Consider the following 17,775-nt stretch of genomic DNA (forward strand, 5'->3'; position numbering starts at 1 on the left):
TAGTTAGCGTTTATTTTATTAAGCTATTGTTGCATTCTCAACTAATAAATCTATTGTTTTTCTTATCTTTATTTGTCCTTTTATATCTTCTTTATCAGCATCTCTTAAAGAAGCTTCTATTTTGTCTATTTCCATATTGTAAGCAGAAGCCATTTTTTCTAACTCAGCTTTAAATTCTTCTTCTGTTGCTTCAATTCCTTCAGCTTTAGTTATTGCTTCTAATACTAGAGAAGATTTAACTAATTTTTTAGCATCTTCTTTTCTTTCTTCTCTTAATTCTTCCATAGTTCTACCAGTCATCTCTAATAATTGTTGTAATCCAAATCCTTGATATTGTAATTGGTAGTTAAGTTCGTTTAACATATTATCTATTTGATGTTGTACCATAACTTCTGGTATTTCTATTTCTGTATTTTCAGCAACTTTTTCTACTACTGAATTTCTAGTTTCTGCATCTGCTTTATTTTTAGCTTCTTCTTCTAATTTAGCTCTTACATCTGCTTTTAACTCATCTAAAGTATCAAATTCACTAGTATCTTTAGCAAATTCATCATCTAATGCAGATAATTCTTTTACTTTTACATCATTTATCTTCACATTAAATACAACTGGCTTTCCAGCTAAATCTTGTGAGTGGTATTCTTCTGGGAAAGTAACATTAACTTCTACTTCTTCACCAGCTTTTTTTCCTACTAATTGTTCTTCAAATCCTGGTATAAATGTGTTTGAACCTATAACTAAGTTATAATTTTCACCTTTACCACCTTCAAAAGCTACACCATTTTCAAAACCTTCAAAGTCTATTATAGCTGTATCCCCATCTTCTAAAGCTTTGTCTTCTACACTTACTAGTCTAGCATTTTTTTCAACCATTTCTTGTAATTTAGCTTCAACATTTTCGTCACTTACAGTATTCTCAACCTTAGCTATTTCTATACCCTTGTAGTTTCCTAATTCAAACTCTGGCTTAACTTCTACATTAAGAACCATAACTAATCCATTATCTTTGCTTATTTCTTCTATGTCTAAATCTGGATTGTCTATTGGGTCTATATCTAATTCCTTGATAGCTTCTGGATAAACTTCTGGGAATAATATTTCTATAGCATCATTATAGAATATGCCTTTTCCGTATTGAGTCTCTATAACAATTCTTGGAGCTTTACCTTTTCTAAATCCAGGTATATTGTATTTATTTCTGCTTTTATTATAAGCCTTATTTACTGATGCTTCAAATTTATTGTTATCTACTGTTATTTTTAAAGTAACTTTATTACCCTCTTTTTTAATTAGTTCTGCTTTCATCCTTCTAATCCTCCTAGTGATATTTATGTAATACCCGATAATGGTATCATAATTCATTCTATTTATAATTCAACCACTTAATTATATCACATAAGTTTTTTTATTTACAAGTGTTCCATTAATATCGTTGCACTTATTTGATAAATTTTAATTTTTTAAGCGTTTTTTGACGTTTTTTTGGATAAATACACCGTTATATACGTATTTCTTCAATATTTATGTCATTATCTTCTATGTCCATAATAACAAAACTTTTATACGATACTCCTCTTGGAAGTGAAGTACTTCCAGGATTTATGTAAAGCACATTATCTTTAACTTCTCTAAACGGAGTATGGGTATGACCAAATACAACTATATCAGCTCCAACTTCATTTGCCTTGTTTTCTAACATCTGTGTTCCGTATTTTACACCATACTTATCTCCATGGCATAAAAATATAGTTTTATTTGCTACTTCAAAGACAACTTCTTCCTCAACAGCATCAAAGTCACAATTACCTTTAACTGCAATAATTCCCACATTAGTCATACTATGAATATATCTTGAGTCTGTGAAATTGTCCCCTGCATGAATTATTAGGTCACATTCTTTCAAATATGGTATTGCTTTTTCCATATTTTTAATCATCATATGTGTGTCACTTACTATACCTATCTTCATTACTTCACTACCCTTTTTATAAACTCTTGCTTCATAAATTTTAGTGCATTTGCTCTGTGGCTGATTGAATTTTTTATAACACTAGGTATCTCACCGAAGGTTTTATTGTATCCTTTTACTATAAATAAGCTATCATATCCAAAGCCATTTTTACCCTTTTCTTCAAAACCTATTGTTCCTTCACAGATTCCTCTTACTACAAACTCTTTTCCATCTGGAAAAACTACTGCTATTGCAGAGACGAATCTTGCACTTCTTTTACTGATTGGTACATTTTGCATAGCTTTTAATAGCTTTTCTCTATTTTCTTCATCGGTTGCATTTTCTCCTGCATATCTAGCTGAATAAACACCAGGTTTTTTGCCTAAAGCATCTACTTCTAAGCCCGAATCATCTGATATGGCTATAAGTTTAGTTTTTCTAGCTATTGTTCTAGCTTTTATCAATGCGTTATGCTCAAATGTTTTTCCATCCTCAACTATTTCTATTCCTGCTAGGTCAACATCTTTTAAAGAATACACTGTATATTCAAAGTCCTTTAAGATTTCGCCTATTTCTTCTAGTTTATGAGCATTATTAGTAGCAATTACTACCTCATTACCATACTCCATACCTAATATCTCATCTGCTATTTCACCTAAAGCTTCTCTTTGAAACCTTATTAATTCTTTATTCCCTTTTTCTCCTAACTCTAACAATAAATTTAAATCTTTTCTTGAAAAAGGTTTCTCTTCTCCAGTACCCTGTACTTCTACAAACTCACACTTATCAGTCATTATTATATTCATGTCTACCTGTGCTTTAGAATCTTCTTCGTAACATAAATCTAGCAAATGTGTTTCATTTACTATACCAACACTAATTGCAGATACAAAATTTGTTATTGGCATTTCTTTTATCGTCTTTGCTTTATATAATTTATATATTGCTTCTGCAACTGCTACAAATGCCCCTGTTATAGATGCTGTTCTAGTTCCACCATCAGCTTGTATAACATCACAATCTACCCAAATAGTTCTTTCACCTAATTTATTTAAATCTACAACAGACCTTATTGCTCTTCCTATTAATCTTTGTATCTCTTGTGTTCTTCCGTCGATTTTCCCCCTAGATGCATCTCTTATCTTTCTTTGTTGTGTCGCTCTTGGTAGCATAGAATATTCAGCATTTATCCATCCAGTACCACTATTTCTTAAAAAAGGAGGTACTTTCTCTTCCACTGATGCAGTACATATAACCTTTGTCTCCCCCATCTCTATAAGAACAGAGCCTTCTGCATACTTTGTATAATTTCTGCTTATCTTTACAGGTCTTATCTGGTCATTACTTCTATCATAACTTCTGGTCATTTTCATATCCTTTCTTATGTTTTTTATATTTTATAAAGTTATTTTTTATAATTTTTAATTTCATCAGATATTATATTGTTTTTTTATAATCTCATTAGCTTACTGAACTATTCTATCATTAATTATAGTAGTTTTCTAGTAAATTAAACGACTTTTTAGCTCTCTAATACAGCTTTTACTTCATCTTTCGATGATAAATTCAATAATTCTAAAAAACTTTCTTCATCTATAACTTTAATTCCTAAATCATTTGCTTTAGTAAGCTTAGAACCAGCTTCCTCTCCTGCCAAAACAAACGTTGTTGATTTACTTACACTAGAGGTAGCTTTTCCACCTCTTTTTTCTATCATATCTTTTGCATCATTTCTTTTTAATGTAGGAAGTGTACCAGTCAATACTATTTTCATTCCTTCAAATATCTTTTCTACATTTTCTCCTGTATTATCTGATGATTCTGTGTTTACTCCCACACTTTTCAACTTGTTTATAACATTCATATTTTTGTCTTCCTTAAAAAACTCGACAACGCTATTTGCCATTATACTTCCGAATTCCTCTAATTCTTCCAGTTGCTCACTTGTTGAAGAAATCACCTCATCTAAGTCCTTGAAGTTAGATGCAAGTATCTTAGCCGCTTTAACTCCTATAAATTTAATACCTAATCCATTTATAAGTCTCCATAAATCATTTTCCTTTGATTTTTCAATTGAATTTATTAAATTATCAGCAGACTTTTCACCCATTCTCTCTAGGTCGACTACATCTTCCTTTTTTATATAGTATAAATCAGACACATCTTGAATTATTTTTTCATTTAACAACAATGTAATTATCGATTCCCCTAAACCATCTATATTCATTGCATCTCTTGACACAAAGTGTATAATTCCTCTTCTTATTTGCGCTGGGCAAGACATGTTTATACACTTTACAGCAGCCTCTCCTTCTAATCTTACTGTTGGCTCTGAACATACAGGGCATTTTTCTGGCATCTTAAAATCTATTTCATCTCCAGTACGTTCTTCTTTTATAACTTCTAAAACTTGAGGTATTATATCACCCGCTTTTTGAACTAATACTGTATCATTTATCTTTATATCTTTTTCTCTTATATAATCTTCATTATGAAGTGTAGCTCTACTTACAGTAGTACCTGCAAGTCTGACTGGTTCAAGTATTGCTGAAGGTGTTATTGTACCAGTTCTACCAACTTCTACTATTATATCTATTATTTTAGTTTTTTTCTTCTCTGCTGGAAACTTATATGCAATTGCCCATCTAGGACTTTTTGCTGTATATCCCATTTCTTCCCTTTGTTTTATATTGTTTACTTTTATTACCATACCATCTATCTCATATTCCAAATTACCTCTATTCTCTGTCCAGTATTCAATGTGTTCAATAACTTCATCAATACTTTTACAAACTTTGTAACTTTGGCTTACTGAGAATCCTAGTTCTTCTAAATACTCTAATGATTCACTATGACTTTTTAAATTATATTCTTCTATATTCTCCATATTAAATACAAATATATCTAAAGGTCTTTTTGCAGTTAATTTTGGGTCTAATTGTCTTAGTGAACCTGCTGCAAGATTCCTTGGATTAGCGAATAATGGTTGTTCTTGTTCTTCTTGTTGCTCGTTTACTTTTCTAAAATTATCTTTTGATATATATACTTCGCCTCTAACTATTAGTTCTTTTCTGTCACTTATTTTAAGAGGTATACTTTTTACTGTCATTAAATTGCGAGAAATATCTTCTCCTACAATCCCATCACCTCTAGTTGCTCCTTTTTCGAACTCTCCATTACTATAAGTAAGACCTACAGAAAGACCATCTATTTTAAACTCAACAACATATTCAACATTATCTCCTACATATTCTTGAACCCTCTTATCAAAGTCTCTCAGGTCTTGCTCTGAGAAAGCATTCGATAGACTTAACATAGGAGTTTTATGAACAATTTGATTGAATTTATCTAATGGCTTACCTCCTACCCTATTTGTTGGAGAATCAATTCTCTTTAGTTCAGGATTTTCTTCCTCTAAAGAAATTAATTCTTTCATTAATTTATCATATTCATAGTCTGATATTTCTGGGCTATCCTGATTATAATACCTTTCATTATGGTAGTTTATTTTCTCTATAAGTTTATTAATTTCATCTTTAACGCTCACTTTTGCACCTCTTTATATTTTTTAAATTAAATTCCTTTGAAATTTCCTTATAATTGATTATTTCCTATTTATACATTTTTTAGTATATCACTTTTTTGACTTTAAATTTATTACAAAAAAGTACTTGTCCAAAAATCTACACATAATGTAGGAACTCTTGCTCTAAGTCTGTGGATATTGTGAGGAAGTATAATTATTGTGTCGCTTTGCTTTTCAATTATATAAGTTTCATGCTCAAAATACTAAATATTCCATGTTGAGTTGTCAAAGAACATAAAGTAGTTGTGATTTACTAAATTCAAAAAGGAGTTAGACTTAAAATTTGATTAGAAAAAATCAATTTTAAGACAACTCCTTTTATTTTTATCAACTTTTTTTATATTTAATAATTTTTTTATATTTAATAACCTCTTGATATATCTACAACGTTATCGATAGGTTTATTCTCCATTATATAGTGTTTCAAATTATTATAAACCATATTAAATGTTCTTTCCTTATTCTTATCAGATACCCAAGAATTATGAGGAGTTACTATGACATTTTCGCACTCCCATAACTTATTATCTTGACCCAAAGGTTCACTTTCAAATACATCTAATGCTACACCTCTGAATTTTTCTACACAGTCTTCTAAATCTTTCTGATTAACTGTATTTCCTCTACCAACATTAATAAATACAGACCCCTCTTTCATCAGTTCAAACATGTCTTTATTTACTATCCCATCTGTACTTTTTGTAGAAGGCATTGCTACAACAACTATATCACATTCTTCAAATACAACATTCATATTATCAGTGGCAAAACATTTATCAAAGTATTTTTTACTACTTCCATTAGTATTAACACCCCATATTTCTAGTCCAAAAGCCTTCAGTCTTTTAGCTGCTTCTGATGATATAGTCCCTGTTCCAAGAAATCCAACTCTTTGCCCATATAATTCTGATACAGAAAAATCCATCTTCCATTCTTTATTTTGTTGCTGTTTAAAAAGTTTCGCACTATTTTTATAGATTTCTAAAATATACATAACTATACTTTCACCAATCGGTATACTATATCCACCTCTATTATTTGCTATTTTAATATCTCTCTTTAATACTTCTTCTTTTGGAAGTTGGTCTATACCTACACTAGTTGTTTGTATATATTTTAAATTTTTCATTTTAGAAATATCTAGTCTACTAAATGGATTGTATGTAACTAGTACATCTGCTGTATTTACATCTTCATTATTTTCAATACTATCTTCAGAGTAATGTATAACATCATATCCTAATTCACTTATTTTCTCAAACTTTTCTTTTCCATAATTTATTGTAAATAAAACTTTCATATTAATCTCCTTCATCCACTCATATTAAAATTTTTATATCCTACAGTATAATATGATACTTAATGTATATTAGTTAAACTCACTAGAAGATGTCTCAAAATTATTTATGCTCAATTGTTTTTCCTAATGCCATAGCATTACGTTCTTGAACTAAATTTTCTATTAAATTATTTAATGTCCAATCAATAGATGTTTCAGTTACTATAGCTGTAAAAGGTCTATTTATCCTCACTTTTTTTAATCCTTCTAAAAATGCATTCACTTGTGTACTTGATGTATTATTAAATATCACAGACTTACTTTTAATTCCATTTTCACATTCATTTGATGTATTTCCATCCAAAATATCTCTAATTATGTTATCTCCATTTTTATCACTTAAGATAATGTGGTCTCTTATTCCAGCAAAATTACTAATATTTTTAATTAGTGATAATTCTTTTTTATTAAAATTTACAAGCATAATACACTTTCTATTGTGTATTTTATCTAGATTATTATTATTTATTTTTTCAAATGACATTTTATCCATCCTTTCATTTATCTATCTATATATGTTAATTTACCCCATCCGTTTAAAATAATCAATTTTTAATAGATAATTTTTATATTAATACCCAAAATTACATTTAAATAGCTATACTATCCAAAACTAATCTATAAAACTAGAATAATTAGATTAATATTTACAAATCCTAATCTAAAGGAGAGATACAATGAATACACTACTAAATAATAAATTTAGCATTAAAAACTTTTCAAATGCCTGGGTTATAGTACTTGGTTGCATGTTGATACAAGCTATTCCATTTAATCTTGTAGCTACTATACAACCTCAGTTTATAAGTTATGTTGTAGAAGGAGAAGGCTTTAGTTTGGCATCTTTTTCTCTAATATTCACCATTGGTACGATTGCTTCAGCGATTGTATCACCTTTTATAGGTAAATTATTTTCTAAAGTCAATATTAAGACACTATATTTATTAGGTTGTATAATTTCTAGTATTGCTTTTGCTACTTTTTCTATATGTACTGAACTATGGCAATTTTATACTTTATCGTGTATTGTACAAGTTGGTGCTACAATTATATCTGCTATAGGTATACCTGTTTTAATAAGTGCATGGTTTGATGAAGAAAGTAAAGGAAAAGCTCTAGGATTTGCATTTGCTGGTGGTTCTATTGGTAGTATATTTCTACAACCACTTGTAGTTCGTTTATTAGCATCTCAAGGATATAGTCGTTCTTATCTAATATTCGGAATTGCAGCATTGATAATTGGTATACCTATAATATTATTCATACTTAGAATGCCTAAAGATGCCAGTGAAATAGTGAAATCTAAAGGAAAAAAAGAGAAATCATCTGATGTTATTTCTTCTTCAGTATGGGGTTATACACTAAAAGAAGCTAAAAAAATCAAATATTTTTGGATTATGGCAATGGGATTTATATTTGTAGGGATATATGTTTCATCTTTATCTGTACAATATCCAACTTATCTTAGAAATTATCTAAATCCAATTTTAGTAGGAACAGTAGGTTCCGTTTTTGCTTTATTCGCTCTCGTTGGTAATATATTTGGAGGATTATTGTTTGATAAATTTGGTCAAGTAAAACCACTTATTATAGCTTTTATATTGGTCCTTATAGCTACTTTATCACTGCTACTTGTAGATGAATCTTCTACTTTTGCATTTGTGTTTGCTACCTTGAAAGGACTTTCTGTATTTGCTTATATGATTGGACCAGCTTATTTAACAGGTACTTTCTTTGGTCAAAAGGAGTTTGGTAGTATATATGGAATCGTACAATTAATTTTTGCAGTGGGCTTTGCATTAGGTTCAACATTATTTGGATTACTAGTTGATAACTTTGGTTATAGATTTTCTTGGTACATTATAATTTTATCAGTTATAATTGCCTATACTTTACTTATTATAACTTCTATAGGAATGAAAAAAATGAATAAAGAAAGACTTGATAAACTAATGCAATAATTGATTTTTAATATATAAATAATATATAAAAAGATGGAACTCTTAATAATAAATAGAGCTCCATCTTTTTATATATTACAATATAGCTAATTTTCTTTTGTTTTTAACTTTACTATCTATATCCTCATCCTTAACTATAGTAAATGCTTTAGTTGGACAGACATTTACACATGCAGGTCCTTCTGGAGATTCTATACAAAAATCACATTTATTTGCTGTCATTCTTTCTCTAAAGCAAAGTTTTCCTTCGTCTATATCTTTTAATGTAACTATATCTATTGCACCTATAGGACACGCTAACATACAAGTCTTACATCCTATACAGTTTTCTTCATTTATTTTTATTGTGTTTCCTACTCTAACTATACCACCATTTGGACATGCCTTTGCACAAGGAGCATCTTCACAATGTCTACATTGTATTGGAGCACTAACTTCCTTTGTCTTTATAACAGAAAGTTTTGGGTTAAAATTTATCTCATCAGGATTTTTGTAAAAAATATCTTCATCTGAATGTGCAACCACACATCCTATCATACAAGTTCTACATCCTATGCACTTATCAGGGTCCGCTATAACAAAATAGTTCATTACTTAGCCACTTCCTTTCCTATACAATATGTAGTGTGTAATAAATGATGAGACTTTTCTCCTAATGGTTCTACTAGATATTCATCATACAATTTTTTAATCTCAGGGTTCTCATGAGATTTTCTAACTGCTAAATGTTCATCATGTACATATGTTGCTTTTGTTCTATTTTCATAAGCCAATTCTTTATATTCTTCTAGTAAAATTTTCGGTTGACCTCCACCACTTACACATCCAACAGGACAAGTCATAACTTCAATAAAATCTACATCTAATTTTCCTTTTTCTAAATCTTCAAGTACTGGTATTACATTTTTCAATCCACTTACTACTCCAACTCTTAGGTCTAAATCCCCTATCTTAATAGTTGACTTTCTAAAACCATTCTCTCCTCTTACTTGTTTTACTTCTACATCAGGAATACTTTCACCAGTTATAAGCTCATAACCAGTTCTTATAGCAGCTTCCATAACTCCACCAGTAACACCAAATATAGTTCCAGCTCCACTGTAACTACCTAAAGGACTATCAAATTTTTCTTCTCTTAAGTTTTTAAAGTCAATTCCCATATCTTTTATTAGGTAAGCTAATTCTCTTGTAGTTAATACTACATCTACATCCCTATATCCACTAGAATCCATTTCTTCTCTATCACATTCATATTTTTTACATGTACATGGCATTATAGAAACACTAAATATCTTTGATACATCTACATTATTTATTTCTGCGCCATAAGTTTTAAATATCGCACCACCCATCTGTTGAGGTGATTTACAAGAAGATAAATGATTAGTTAATTTAGGATAATTTTTTTCCATAAATTTTACCCATGCTGGACAACAAGATGTAAACATTGGAAGAGTTCCACCTTCTGTTACTCTTTTAATTAACTCACTACCTTCTTCCATAATAGTTAAATCTGCTGCAAAGTTAGTATCATAAACTCTATCAAAGTTTAAAGCTCTAAGTGCCGCTGCCATTTTGCCAGCACCTAAATATCCTAGATAATATCCAAAATCTTCTCCTAAAGCTACTCTAACCGCTGGTGCACATTGAACCATAGTAAATACATTTGGGTCATTTAAAGCCTTTTTAACCTTATCCACATCACATACATTATATGCTGCAAATATAGGTTCATTTATAGACTCTGGTATATCCCTTTCTTGTTTTTTACTTTGTAAAAATTCGAATCCTTCATCTATAACTGAAGCATAAGATTTACAAGTTTGAACACATTGACCACACATAACACATCTATCTAAATTTATTTCTTGTGGTTTCCCCTCTTCACCTTCAATAGCATTTACTGGACAGACTTTGGAACATTCTCTGCATCCAGTACATAAATCTTTATCTATATTTATTATCATAAACGTCACCTACCCCTGTATCCTTTATTTATTTGTTAACAATAAGCTAAGTGCAGCCTGTCTATTCTTAGCCTTTTTGTCATCTATTGGAGTAACAAGTTTTAAAGCTTCCTGAGGACATGCACTTACACAAGCTATCTTTTCATTGTCTTTACATAAGTCACATTTATAAGCTATTTTTTTATTTTCTTCTAAAATTACTTGTTCTACTTCTTTACCATCTTCATATTGTGGAAGTAAATCTATAGCTCCAAAAGGACATGCTAGCAGACAAGTTTTACATCCTATACATTTTTCTTCATTTACAGACATAATATTATTTTCTTTGATTATAGCTTTTTGTGGACATGAGTTTAGACAAGGAGCATCTTCACAATGTCTACATTGTATTGGCATACAGAAAGTATCACCTTTTACCAAATAAAGTCTAGGTATAACAGGTATATCAACCGTTCCAACTGTATAACCTACATTATTATGTTGATTATGCATTGTAAAACAAGCTACTTCACAAGCTCTACAGCCTGTACATTTGTTTGGGTCTGCTATTACAAAAGAGCCTATTTTATTTTTCATATTATCCCACCTTTCAATCTGTATATTTCTAACTCCCTAGTTATTTTCCATTATATATATTTATATATTTTAATATTTTATCAGTACTTATATTTCGCTTACATTTTTTACACAAATTGTATGTGTTTTCATATACTTTATCAGTATCATCAATTAATGCTCCACAGATTTCACACTTTGAATATTTTTGTTCTTCTTTTTTAGCACACATATACTCAGTCTCACTTTTTGATAACTCTCTGTGGATTTGCATAAATATTCATTCGTCTTCCTCTCACAAATCCAATAAGAGTTATATTTAATTTTTTAGAAAGCTCTATTGATAAATTAGTTGGTGCCGATTTTGATACTACAATAGGAATTTGAGTCATAGCTGCTTTCAGTATCATCTCTAATGATATTCTTCCACTTACTGCTACAATTTTATCTTTCAATGATATTTCATTTAAGACGCAAAATCCAATCGCCTTATCCATTGCATTATGTCTCGCCACATCTTCACAGGTTACTATATTTTTATCATAATTAAATATGGACACACTGTGCACTCCACCCGTGTTTTTGAATAAGTCTGACGAATTTAAATTTCTATCCATTATGCTATAAATCGTATCATAATTTATTTTTATATCACTCTCCACAGGAGTACATTTTATATAGTCTAGTGAATTCAAAAATATAATTTGCTCATCTTCTATTTCCTGTTTATTTTGAATATTTACTTTTGCAAAACGTTCCTTCTCATTTATCTCTAAGCTTAACAAATTTTTTTGGTTTTCTATATATCCCTTGGTTTTCAAAAAACCAACTACAAGCTCTTTTAAATTATGTGGTGTACATAAAAATGTATTTACATATTTACCATTTAAAATAAAACTAAGTGGATATTCTGCAATTATTTCTTCATTGTCTGTTGATAGTTCATATTCATTTACTTTATTTACTTCTACATTAAAAGAATTCAGATATTTGTAATTCACTAGACTACAACTGTTTTCAAAAACTTCATCTTTGCTATTTTCTTGTAATTTAGTTTTTGAGTATATATTATTCATAAAATATTAGCCTTTCCGCTTTTTATAAATCTTTAATCCAATTAACTACTAAATATTTGTAGCAGTCATTTTATCTTTAAGATTTTGATACTCTTCTTTCACACATTTTTCTGCTAATTCTTGGTCTTCAAGTTTCTCAAGTTTAACAGCACAATATTTATATTCTGGTGTTTTAGATATAGGGTCCAAATTTGCTATTGTAAGTTCATTACAAGCTCCAACCCACCACTGATAAGTCATATATGTTGCACCTTCTTTAACTCTATCAGTAACTGTTGCTCTTGTTATTACACTTCCTCTTCTTGAACTGATTCTAACTAGTTCATCATCTTCAATTCCTAGTTTTTCAGCATCATTACAATTTATTTGAACACGACCTGGTTCATCTTCTAATGAACTAAGCGTTCTACAATTACCAGTCATAGTTCTTACTGAATAATGTCCAACTTCTCTTACAGTACATAAACTAAATGGATAATCATCATCTTCAACTTCCATAGGTGGTCTCCATTCAGCAGCAAATAAATTACCTTTTCCATTAGGAGTAGAAAACTTCTGACCTTCATATAGATACATAGTTCCCTTATCTTCTATACTTTCACTCTTGCAAGGCCACTGAACGCACCCTTGAGATTCTATTTTTTCATAAGTAGCACCTAAGAAACTTGGACATAGTTGTCTAAGTTCATCCCATATTTCTTTAGTATTTTTATAGTTCATAGGGTATCCCATTGCTGTAGAGATTTCACTTATAATTTGCCAATCTGGTTTTACATCTCCTTGTGGCTCTATAGCCTTTCTCATCAATTGGAATCCTCTATCTGCACATGTATATACTCCTTCATGTTCTCCCCAAGAAGTAGCTGGAAGTATGACATCAGCGTGAAGAGCTGTCTTATTCATAAATATATCTTGAACAACTACAAATTCCAATTCATCTAAAGCTTCTCTAACTTCTGATGCGTCTGGGTCACTTTGTACTGGGTCTTCTCCAAATATATAATAAGCTTTAAGCTTTTTCTCTTTTAGTACTAAGTTTGGAACTTGAGTTAAACTATAACCATTGTTAGGAGATAACTTTACACTCCAAGCATTTTCAAACTTTTCTCTTATCTTATCATCAGTTACATTTTGATACCCTGGATATACATTAGGAAGAGCCCCCATATCACAAGCTCCTTGTACATTGTTTTGTCCACGTACAGGTCCTATTCCAACGCTTTCTCTACCAAAATTACCTGTAAGTAAAGCAATTGATGCAAGCCCTTTAACTACATCAACAGCTTGTCCAAATTGACAGACTCCCATTCCATAAAGTATCATAGCTTTCTTACCTTTTGCATATTCCCTCATAGCTTTTCTTATAAGCTCTTCTGGGATTCCTGTAACCTTTTCAGCATATTTAGCTGTATATGGTTTAACAATTTCTTTATACTCATCAAATCCTTGTGTATGATTTTGAACAAAGTCTTTATTGTAAAGACCTTCTTCTATCAAGACATTTCCAAAAGCATTTACTAAAACCATGTTTGTTCCACCTTTTATAGGTAGATGTATATCAGCAATTCTTGCAGATTCAGTTAATCTAGGGTCAGTAACAATTAATTTAGCTCCATTTTTTTTAGCTTTTACTATTCTATTTGCTACTATTGGATGTGAATCTGCTCCATTATATCCAAATATAAATAAAACATCTGCATTTTCTATCTCGGGTATAGAATTAGACATTGCACCACTACCTAATGAGTAAGCCAGACCGGCTACAGATGGTGCATGTCAGACACGAGCGCAATGGTCAACATTATTAGTTCCTACTGCAGCTCTCATAAATTTTTGCATTATATAATTTGCTTCATTACCAGGTCCTCTTGCAGAACCTGTTCCCATAATAGAATCAGGACCATATTTTTCTTTAATTTCATTTAATCTTGAAGCTGTATAACTTATAGCTTCATCCCATTCAACCTCTTCTAATACACCTTGTTTTCTTATCATTGGCTTTTTTAGCCTAGGTGTTAAAATTTTAGGGTCATTTAGAAAATCCCATCCATAACGACCTTTTAAGCACAAACTTTCTTGATTTGTTCTACCATTAGCTGGCTCAGCTCTTAATATCTTATTGTCTTTTACCACTAGATATAACTGACACCCAGCTCCACAGTATGGACAAACTGTTAAAATTTTTTTCTCCATACATTTCCCCCCTTAGATTTATCCCCTGATAAGTAAAATTTACCTTAAAGATAATGAAATGTTTTTATAATATGCAAAATTACAAATATTTTGCAATACTATCTATTAAATTCAACAATTTTCTCACAATTCCTTTTATATTTTAAAAAAAATATGTCATAATAATCTTTATATTTCAACCATCTAATTAAAATATTCTAGTTCTTATGACATATTTTTTAATCTACGCTTATTTAAATGTATTTAATTTTCACCTAAAACTACATTTCTTCCAATCCTATTTTTCATTCTGTAGTGAGTGATTACAGTAAATATTCCACTTCCAATCAAAATCAAGTAGTACATAAATCCACCATATAAAAATACCGCATATCCCATCAAAGGTTGAGGGAATACTGATTTGAATATAGTGAAAAATGCTAATTCATTAGCCCCTACATTTCCAGGTGTTGGTATTGGTGATATTGCCATATATAAAAACGCTTGTAGTGTTAATATATAGATATAACTATAGCCTTGTAAATTAAATGCTTTGTATATCCAAAATGAAACACTAAAGTAAGCACTTAATTGAATAAAAGTTACTATTATAGTTGAAATTAATACTTTTTTATTCTTGGCAAAAAAACTTATCGCTTTACTATAATCATCTATAAAACTTTCTATAGATTCAATCTTATTATCTAAAAATTTTAAAAATTTAATCTTCGATAAATGCTTAATAGAAACTCTCATAAAATATTTTATTTTTTGAGGATTTAAAATAACTAATATTATCATAATTAGGACAAATAAGTTAATAGCTATCCCTAGAAAAACTAAAGGCATAATCACTTTCATCTGTTTTTCTAACATAGAAAAATTCATTAGCACAAGTATTGTACAATAAAAAGTAACTACTATTTGAAAAATAATAGACTTATTGGTAACAACTGCACTTGCCTTACTAAGTGGCATTTTACATTTTTTAAGCACATATATCTGTACAGGTTGACTTCCTGAAGCAAAAGGAGTTATTAAATTATAATAAAATCCCATAATGGCCAACTTAAAACCAATAAATCTAATATTAACTTTGTGAGTACTTTCTATAATTATCTTCATTACTACTCCTTCAAGCATTATATGAGACATTATTGCCAAAGCACCTATGAATAAAAATTTCTTATCTACCATAACTATAACATTTGATAACATTTTAATGTCTAATGTTTTAAACACTAGATAAATCGTTATACCTATTAGTAAAAATAAAAATGTATACTGTAGTAAACTCTTTCTAATATTCTTTAGTTTATCCATTAGAGATAACCATCCTTTTCTCAAGATTTAATACCAAATACCTTATTATTAGTATACACTACGAATATTAATATTTTATAACAAAATACCTTACAATTTTGTCATTCACAAAAAATATTAATCTATAAATTAAATTTTAATATATAGATTAATATTTTACAAACATTTTGTAGATATATATAATATTTTCACTAAATCGCACGTCTATTTATTACATCCATTTATATCCTATACCCCATACAGTTTCTATTGTATAAACATCATATTGTTTTAATTTACTTCGTATATTTTTTATATGTTCTGTAATAGCACTTATATCACTTTCTCCATCAAAACCATATACTGACTCATATATTCTTTCTTTTGAAAATACTTGCCCCTTATTTTTTGCTAAAAATTCACATATCAAATATTCACTCTTAGTAAAATTAATTTTTTTGCCATCAATTGAAACTTCTTTTCCTAAAAAATTAAATTGAACATTTGATATATTTAATAAATTTTTTTTCTCTCTATTTTCTCTTCTTAGATGAGCAGTTATTCTAGCCCTTAATTCTCCTACACCAAAAGGCTTTGTTATATAGTCATCTGCTCCTATACCAAGACCATACATAATATCACTTTCCATATTTTTAGCTGTCAAAAACAGTATTGGACAATCAACCTTATTCCTTATAGCTTTGCATACTTCAAAACCATCAATCTTAGGCATCATTACATCTAGTATTATTAGATTAAAAGAGTTAAAATTTATATCCATGGCATTCTCTACATCACTAATTACCTTCACTTCATGACCATCTCTTTTTAATATGTTTTCAATCAGCTTTAACATATCTAGCTCATCATCTATTACTAATATCTTAGACATACTAACTCCTCCATTTATATGTTTAATAACATTTTAATCTGTACCTTTAATAAATCTCTTTGCAAATTTACATCTAATATTATACTCCCATATTATAGCTTACAATAACTACTTAATATTTTACAAATAAAATATTTTAGATACAAAAACTTTACATTCCAAGTACTTTGTATTTATTTTATATGTGTTTACTTAAATATCAAAATTTATTTAATAACTTATTATTGTAATATTTTAAATATGTAATAAAATCAATAATAAGACAACTTCTTATGAACACATCTTTAATTATTTAAATTGGAGGAAAAAATTATGGATGAAAAGTTAACAAAAAGTAATTATAATGTTCCATTTGACTATGCTAGAGAAAAATTTAAAGAATTAGACCCTCATACAATTAGTAATTTAAGTAATATATCTTTCAACAGTGATTTAAACAGATTTACACTAATTTTTTTTGATAGACGATATATCATAGATTATCCAAGTGGAGAAGTTTGGAATGATAATGATAGTATCTGTAAGAACTTTGAACTTAAAATTTTGATAGTTAGATACTTAATTAATGCTAAGGGTATTCCTAGAACTAATAAATATGTAACTTTTAAAGAAATACCTGGTGGCAATGTTTACTATCCAAACTTTTTAAACAGAACTTTAGCTAGGCTTTCAGAAGTTTTTACATCTCAAATAGAAAAATATAAGTTAGTTATGGAAAATATGGGAGCTGAAAAAGTAGATATGGGTGATTTAGCTTATAAGTTCACATATATGGGTAATACTTCTATGATATTTATACTTTGGTTTGGAGATGATGAGTTTCCTCCAAATTCAAATATATTATTTGATTCTAATATAATTTATTATTTTAATGCAGAAGATTTAGCAGTTGTTCCTGATACAGCTATAGATGCTATCCTGAATAAAATAAAGCAAATATAAATATCAATAATATCATAATAAAATTTTTTATA

General features: G+C 29.2%; 16 protein-coding genes. 2 read left to right on the plus strand and 14 right to left on the minus strand.

Going from position 1 to position 17,775, the window contains the following annotated elements; all coding sequences use genetic code 11:
* Positions 1-18: 18 nt before the first annotated feature.
* The 6 genes from tig to ACTG47_RS17835 form a co-directional block, all read right to left on the minus strand.
* Positions 19-1,305 carry a trigger factor gene (tig, locus tag ACTG47_RS17810; RefSeq protein ID WP_169467085.1) on the minus strand — a complete coding sequence of 429 codons (1,287 nt, stop codon included), beginning with the start codon at positions 1,303-1,305 and terminating at the stop codon, positions 19-21.
* 193 nt (positions 1,306-1,498) lie between these two features.
* Positions 1,499-1,969, minus strand: coding sequence for a metallophosphoesterase family protein (locus tag ACTG47_RS17815; protein ID WP_479925543.1), 471 nt, complete (start codon positions 1,967-1,969; stop codon positions 1,499-1,501).
* Positions 1,969-3,318, minus strand: a complete 1,350-nt coding sequence (gene rph, locus ACTG47_RS17820; RefSeq protein WP_479925544.1) for a ribonuclease PH — start codon at positions 3,316-3,318, stop codon at positions 1,969-1,971. Before rph ends, ACTG47_RS17815 begins: the two co-directional genes overlap by 1 nt.
* A 155-nt stretch (positions 3,319-3,473) precedes the next feature.
* Positions 3,474-5,498 (minus strand): NAD-dependent DNA ligase LigA, encoded by a 2,025-nt coding sequence (ligA, locus tag ACTG47_RS17825; protein ID WP_479925545.1) that lies wholly within the window; start codon positions 5,496-5,498, stop codon positions 3,474-3,476.
* A 400-nt stretch (positions 5,499-5,898) separates the two neighbouring features.
* Positions 5,899-6,837, minus strand: coding sequence for a phosphoglycerate dehydrogenase (locus ACTG47_RS17830; RefSeq protein WP_479925546.1), 939 nt, complete (start codon positions 6,835-6,837; stop codon positions 5,899-5,901).
* A 100-nt stretch (positions 6,838-6,937) separates the two neighbouring features.
* A complete protein-coding gene (locus ACTG47_RS17835) occupies positions 6,938-7,360 on the minus strand; it encodes a DUF3783 domain-containing protein (protein ID WP_479925547.1) in 423 nt (140 codons plus the stop codon).
* A gap of 193 nt (positions 7,361-7,553) precedes the next feature.
* On the opposite strand from ACTG47_RS17835, the gene ACTG47_RS17840 reads away from it, so the two are divergent.
* Positions 7,554-8,837: a conjugated bile salt MFS transporter gene (locus ACTG47_RS17840; protein WP_479925548.1), complete on the plus strand. Its 1,284-nt coding sequence runs from the start codon at positions 7,554-7,556 to the stop codon at positions 8,835-8,837.
* A 75-nt stretch (positions 8,838-8,912) separates the two neighbouring features.
* Here the strand turns inward: ACTG47_RS17840 and ACTG47_RS17845 are convergent, their stop codons facing one another.
* The 8 genes from ACTG47_RS17845 to ACTG47_RS17880 all read right to left on the minus strand — a co-directional run bounded on the left by ACTG47_RS17845 (position 8,913) and on the right by ACTG47_RS17880 (position 16,801).
* The gene (locus ACTG47_RS17845) at positions 8,913-9,428 is read right to left on the minus strand and encodes a 4Fe-4S dicluster domain-containing protein (RefSeq protein WP_021386201.1); all 516 of its coding nucleotides are present in this window, start codon (positions 9,426-9,428) and stop codon (positions 8,913-8,915) included.
* Positions 9,428-10,804, minus strand: a complete 1,377-nt coding sequence (locus ACTG47_RS17850) for a [FeFe] hydrogenase, group A (protein ID WP_169467072.1) — start codon at positions 10,802-10,804, stop codon at positions 9,428-9,430. Before ACTG47_RS17850 ends, ACTG47_RS17845 begins: the two co-directional genes overlap by 1 nt.
* Positions 10,805-10,828: 24 nt before the next feature.
* On the minus strand, positions 10,829-11,380 hold the full coding sequence (locus ACTG47_RS17855; RefSeq protein ID WP_054271753.1) for a 4Fe-4S dicluster domain-containing protein: 552 nt from the start codon (positions 11,378-11,380) through the stop codon (positions 10,829-10,831).
* Positions 11,381-11,420: 40 nt separating this feature from the next.
* Positions 11,421-11,633 carry a hypothetical protein gene (locus ACTG47_RS17860; RefSeq protein WP_479925549.1) on the minus strand — a complete coding sequence of 71 codons (213 nt, stop codon included), beginning with the start codon at positions 11,631-11,633 and terminating at the stop codon, positions 11,421-11,423.
* Positions 11,602-12,435 carry a formate dehydrogenase accessory sulfurtransferase FdhD gene (fdhD, locus tag ACTG47_RS17865; RefSeq protein WP_479925550.1) on the minus strand — a complete coding sequence of 278 codons (834 nt, stop codon included), beginning with the start codon at positions 12,433-12,435 and terminating at the stop codon, positions 11,602-11,604. Before fdhD ends, ACTG47_RS17860 begins: the two co-directional genes overlap by 32 nt.
* A gap of 48 nt (positions 12,436-12,483) precedes the next feature.
* Complete coding sequence (gene fdhF / locus ACTG47_RS17870; RefSeq protein WP_479925551.1) at positions 12,484-14,628, minus strand: formate dehydrogenase subunit alpha; 2,145 nt, start codon at positions 14,626-14,628, stop codon at positions 12,484-12,486.
* Positions 14,629-14,871: 243 nt separating this feature from the next.
* The gene (locus ACTG47_RS17875; protein WP_479925552.1) at positions 14,872-15,930 is read right to left on the minus strand and encodes a lysylphosphatidylglycerol synthase transmembrane domain-containing protein; all 1,059 of its coding nucleotides are present in this window, start codon (positions 15,928-15,930) and stop codon (positions 14,872-14,874) included.
* A gap of 211 nt (positions 15,931-16,141) precedes the next feature.
* A complete protein-coding gene (locus ACTG47_RS17880; RefSeq protein WP_479925553.1) occupies positions 16,142-16,801 on the minus strand; it encodes a response regulator transcription factor in 660 nt (219 codons plus the stop codon).
* Between the two features lie 312 nt (positions 16,802-17,113).
* On the opposite strand from ACTG47_RS17880, the gene ACTG47_RS17885 reads away from it, so the two are divergent.
* Positions 17,114-17,743, plus strand: a complete 630-nt coding sequence (locus tag ACTG47_RS17885) for a DUF3786 domain-containing protein (RefSeq protein ID WP_479925554.1) — start codon at positions 17,114-17,116, stop codon at positions 17,741-17,743.
* The last annotated feature ends 32 nt before the right edge of the window (positions 17,744-17,775 follow it).

Source organism: Clostridioides sp. LIBA-6622 (assembly GCF_056716095.1).

Coding starts and splice junctions, on each gene's coding strand:
- rph (WP_479925544.1), bottom strand. CDS start 3,318: ATGACCAGAAGTTATGATAGAAGTAATGACCAGATAAGACCTGTAAAG.
- ACTG47_RS17875 (WP_479925552.1), bottom strand. CDS start 15,930: ATGGATAAACTAAAGAATATTAGAAAGAGTTTACTACAGTATACATTT.
- ACTG47_RS17855 (WP_054271753.1), bottom strand. CDS start 11,380: ATGAAAAATAAAATAGGCTCTTTTGTAATAGCAGACCCAAACAAATGT.
- ACTG47_RS17880 (WP_479925553.1), bottom strand. CDS start 16,801: ATGTCTAAGATATTAGTAATAGATGATGAGCTAGATATGTTAAAGCTG.
- ACTG47_RS17885 (WP_479925554.1), top strand. CDS start 17,114: ATGGATGAAAAGTTAACAAAAAGTAATTATAATGTTCCATTTGACTAT.
- ACTG47_RS17830 (WP_479925546.1), bottom strand. CDS start 6,837: ATGAAAGTTTTATTTACAATAAATTATGGAAAAGAAAAGTTTGAGAAA.
- ACTG47_RS17815 (WP_479925543.1), bottom strand. CDS start 1,969: ATGAAGATAGGTATAGTAAGTGACACACATATGATGATTAAAAATATG.
- ACTG47_RS17835 (WP_479925547.1), bottom strand. CDS start 7,360: ATGTCATTTGAAAAAATAAATAATAATAATCTAGATAAAATACACAAT.
- ACTG47_RS17850 (WP_169467072.1), bottom strand. CDS start 10,804: ATGATAATAAATATAGATAAAGATTTATGTACTGGATGCAGAGAATGT.
- tig (WP_169467085.1), bottom strand. CDS start 1,305: ATGAAAGCAGAACTAATTAAAAAAGAGGGTAATAAAGTTACTTTAAAA.
- ACTG47_RS17845 (WP_021386201.1), bottom strand. CDS start 9,428: ATGAACTATTTTGTTATAGCGGACCCTGATAAGTGCATAGGATGTAGA.
- fdhD (WP_479925550.1), bottom strand. CDS start 12,435: ATGAATAATATATACTCAAAAACTAAATTACAAGAAAATAGCAAAGAT.
- ACTG47_RS17860 (WP_479925549.1), bottom strand. CDS start 11,633: ATGCAAATCCACAGAGAGTTATCAAAAAGTGAGACTGAGTATATGTGT.
- ACTG47_RS17840 (WP_479925548.1), top strand. CDS start 7,554: ATGAATACACTACTAAATAATAAATTTAGCATTAAAAACTTTTCAAAT.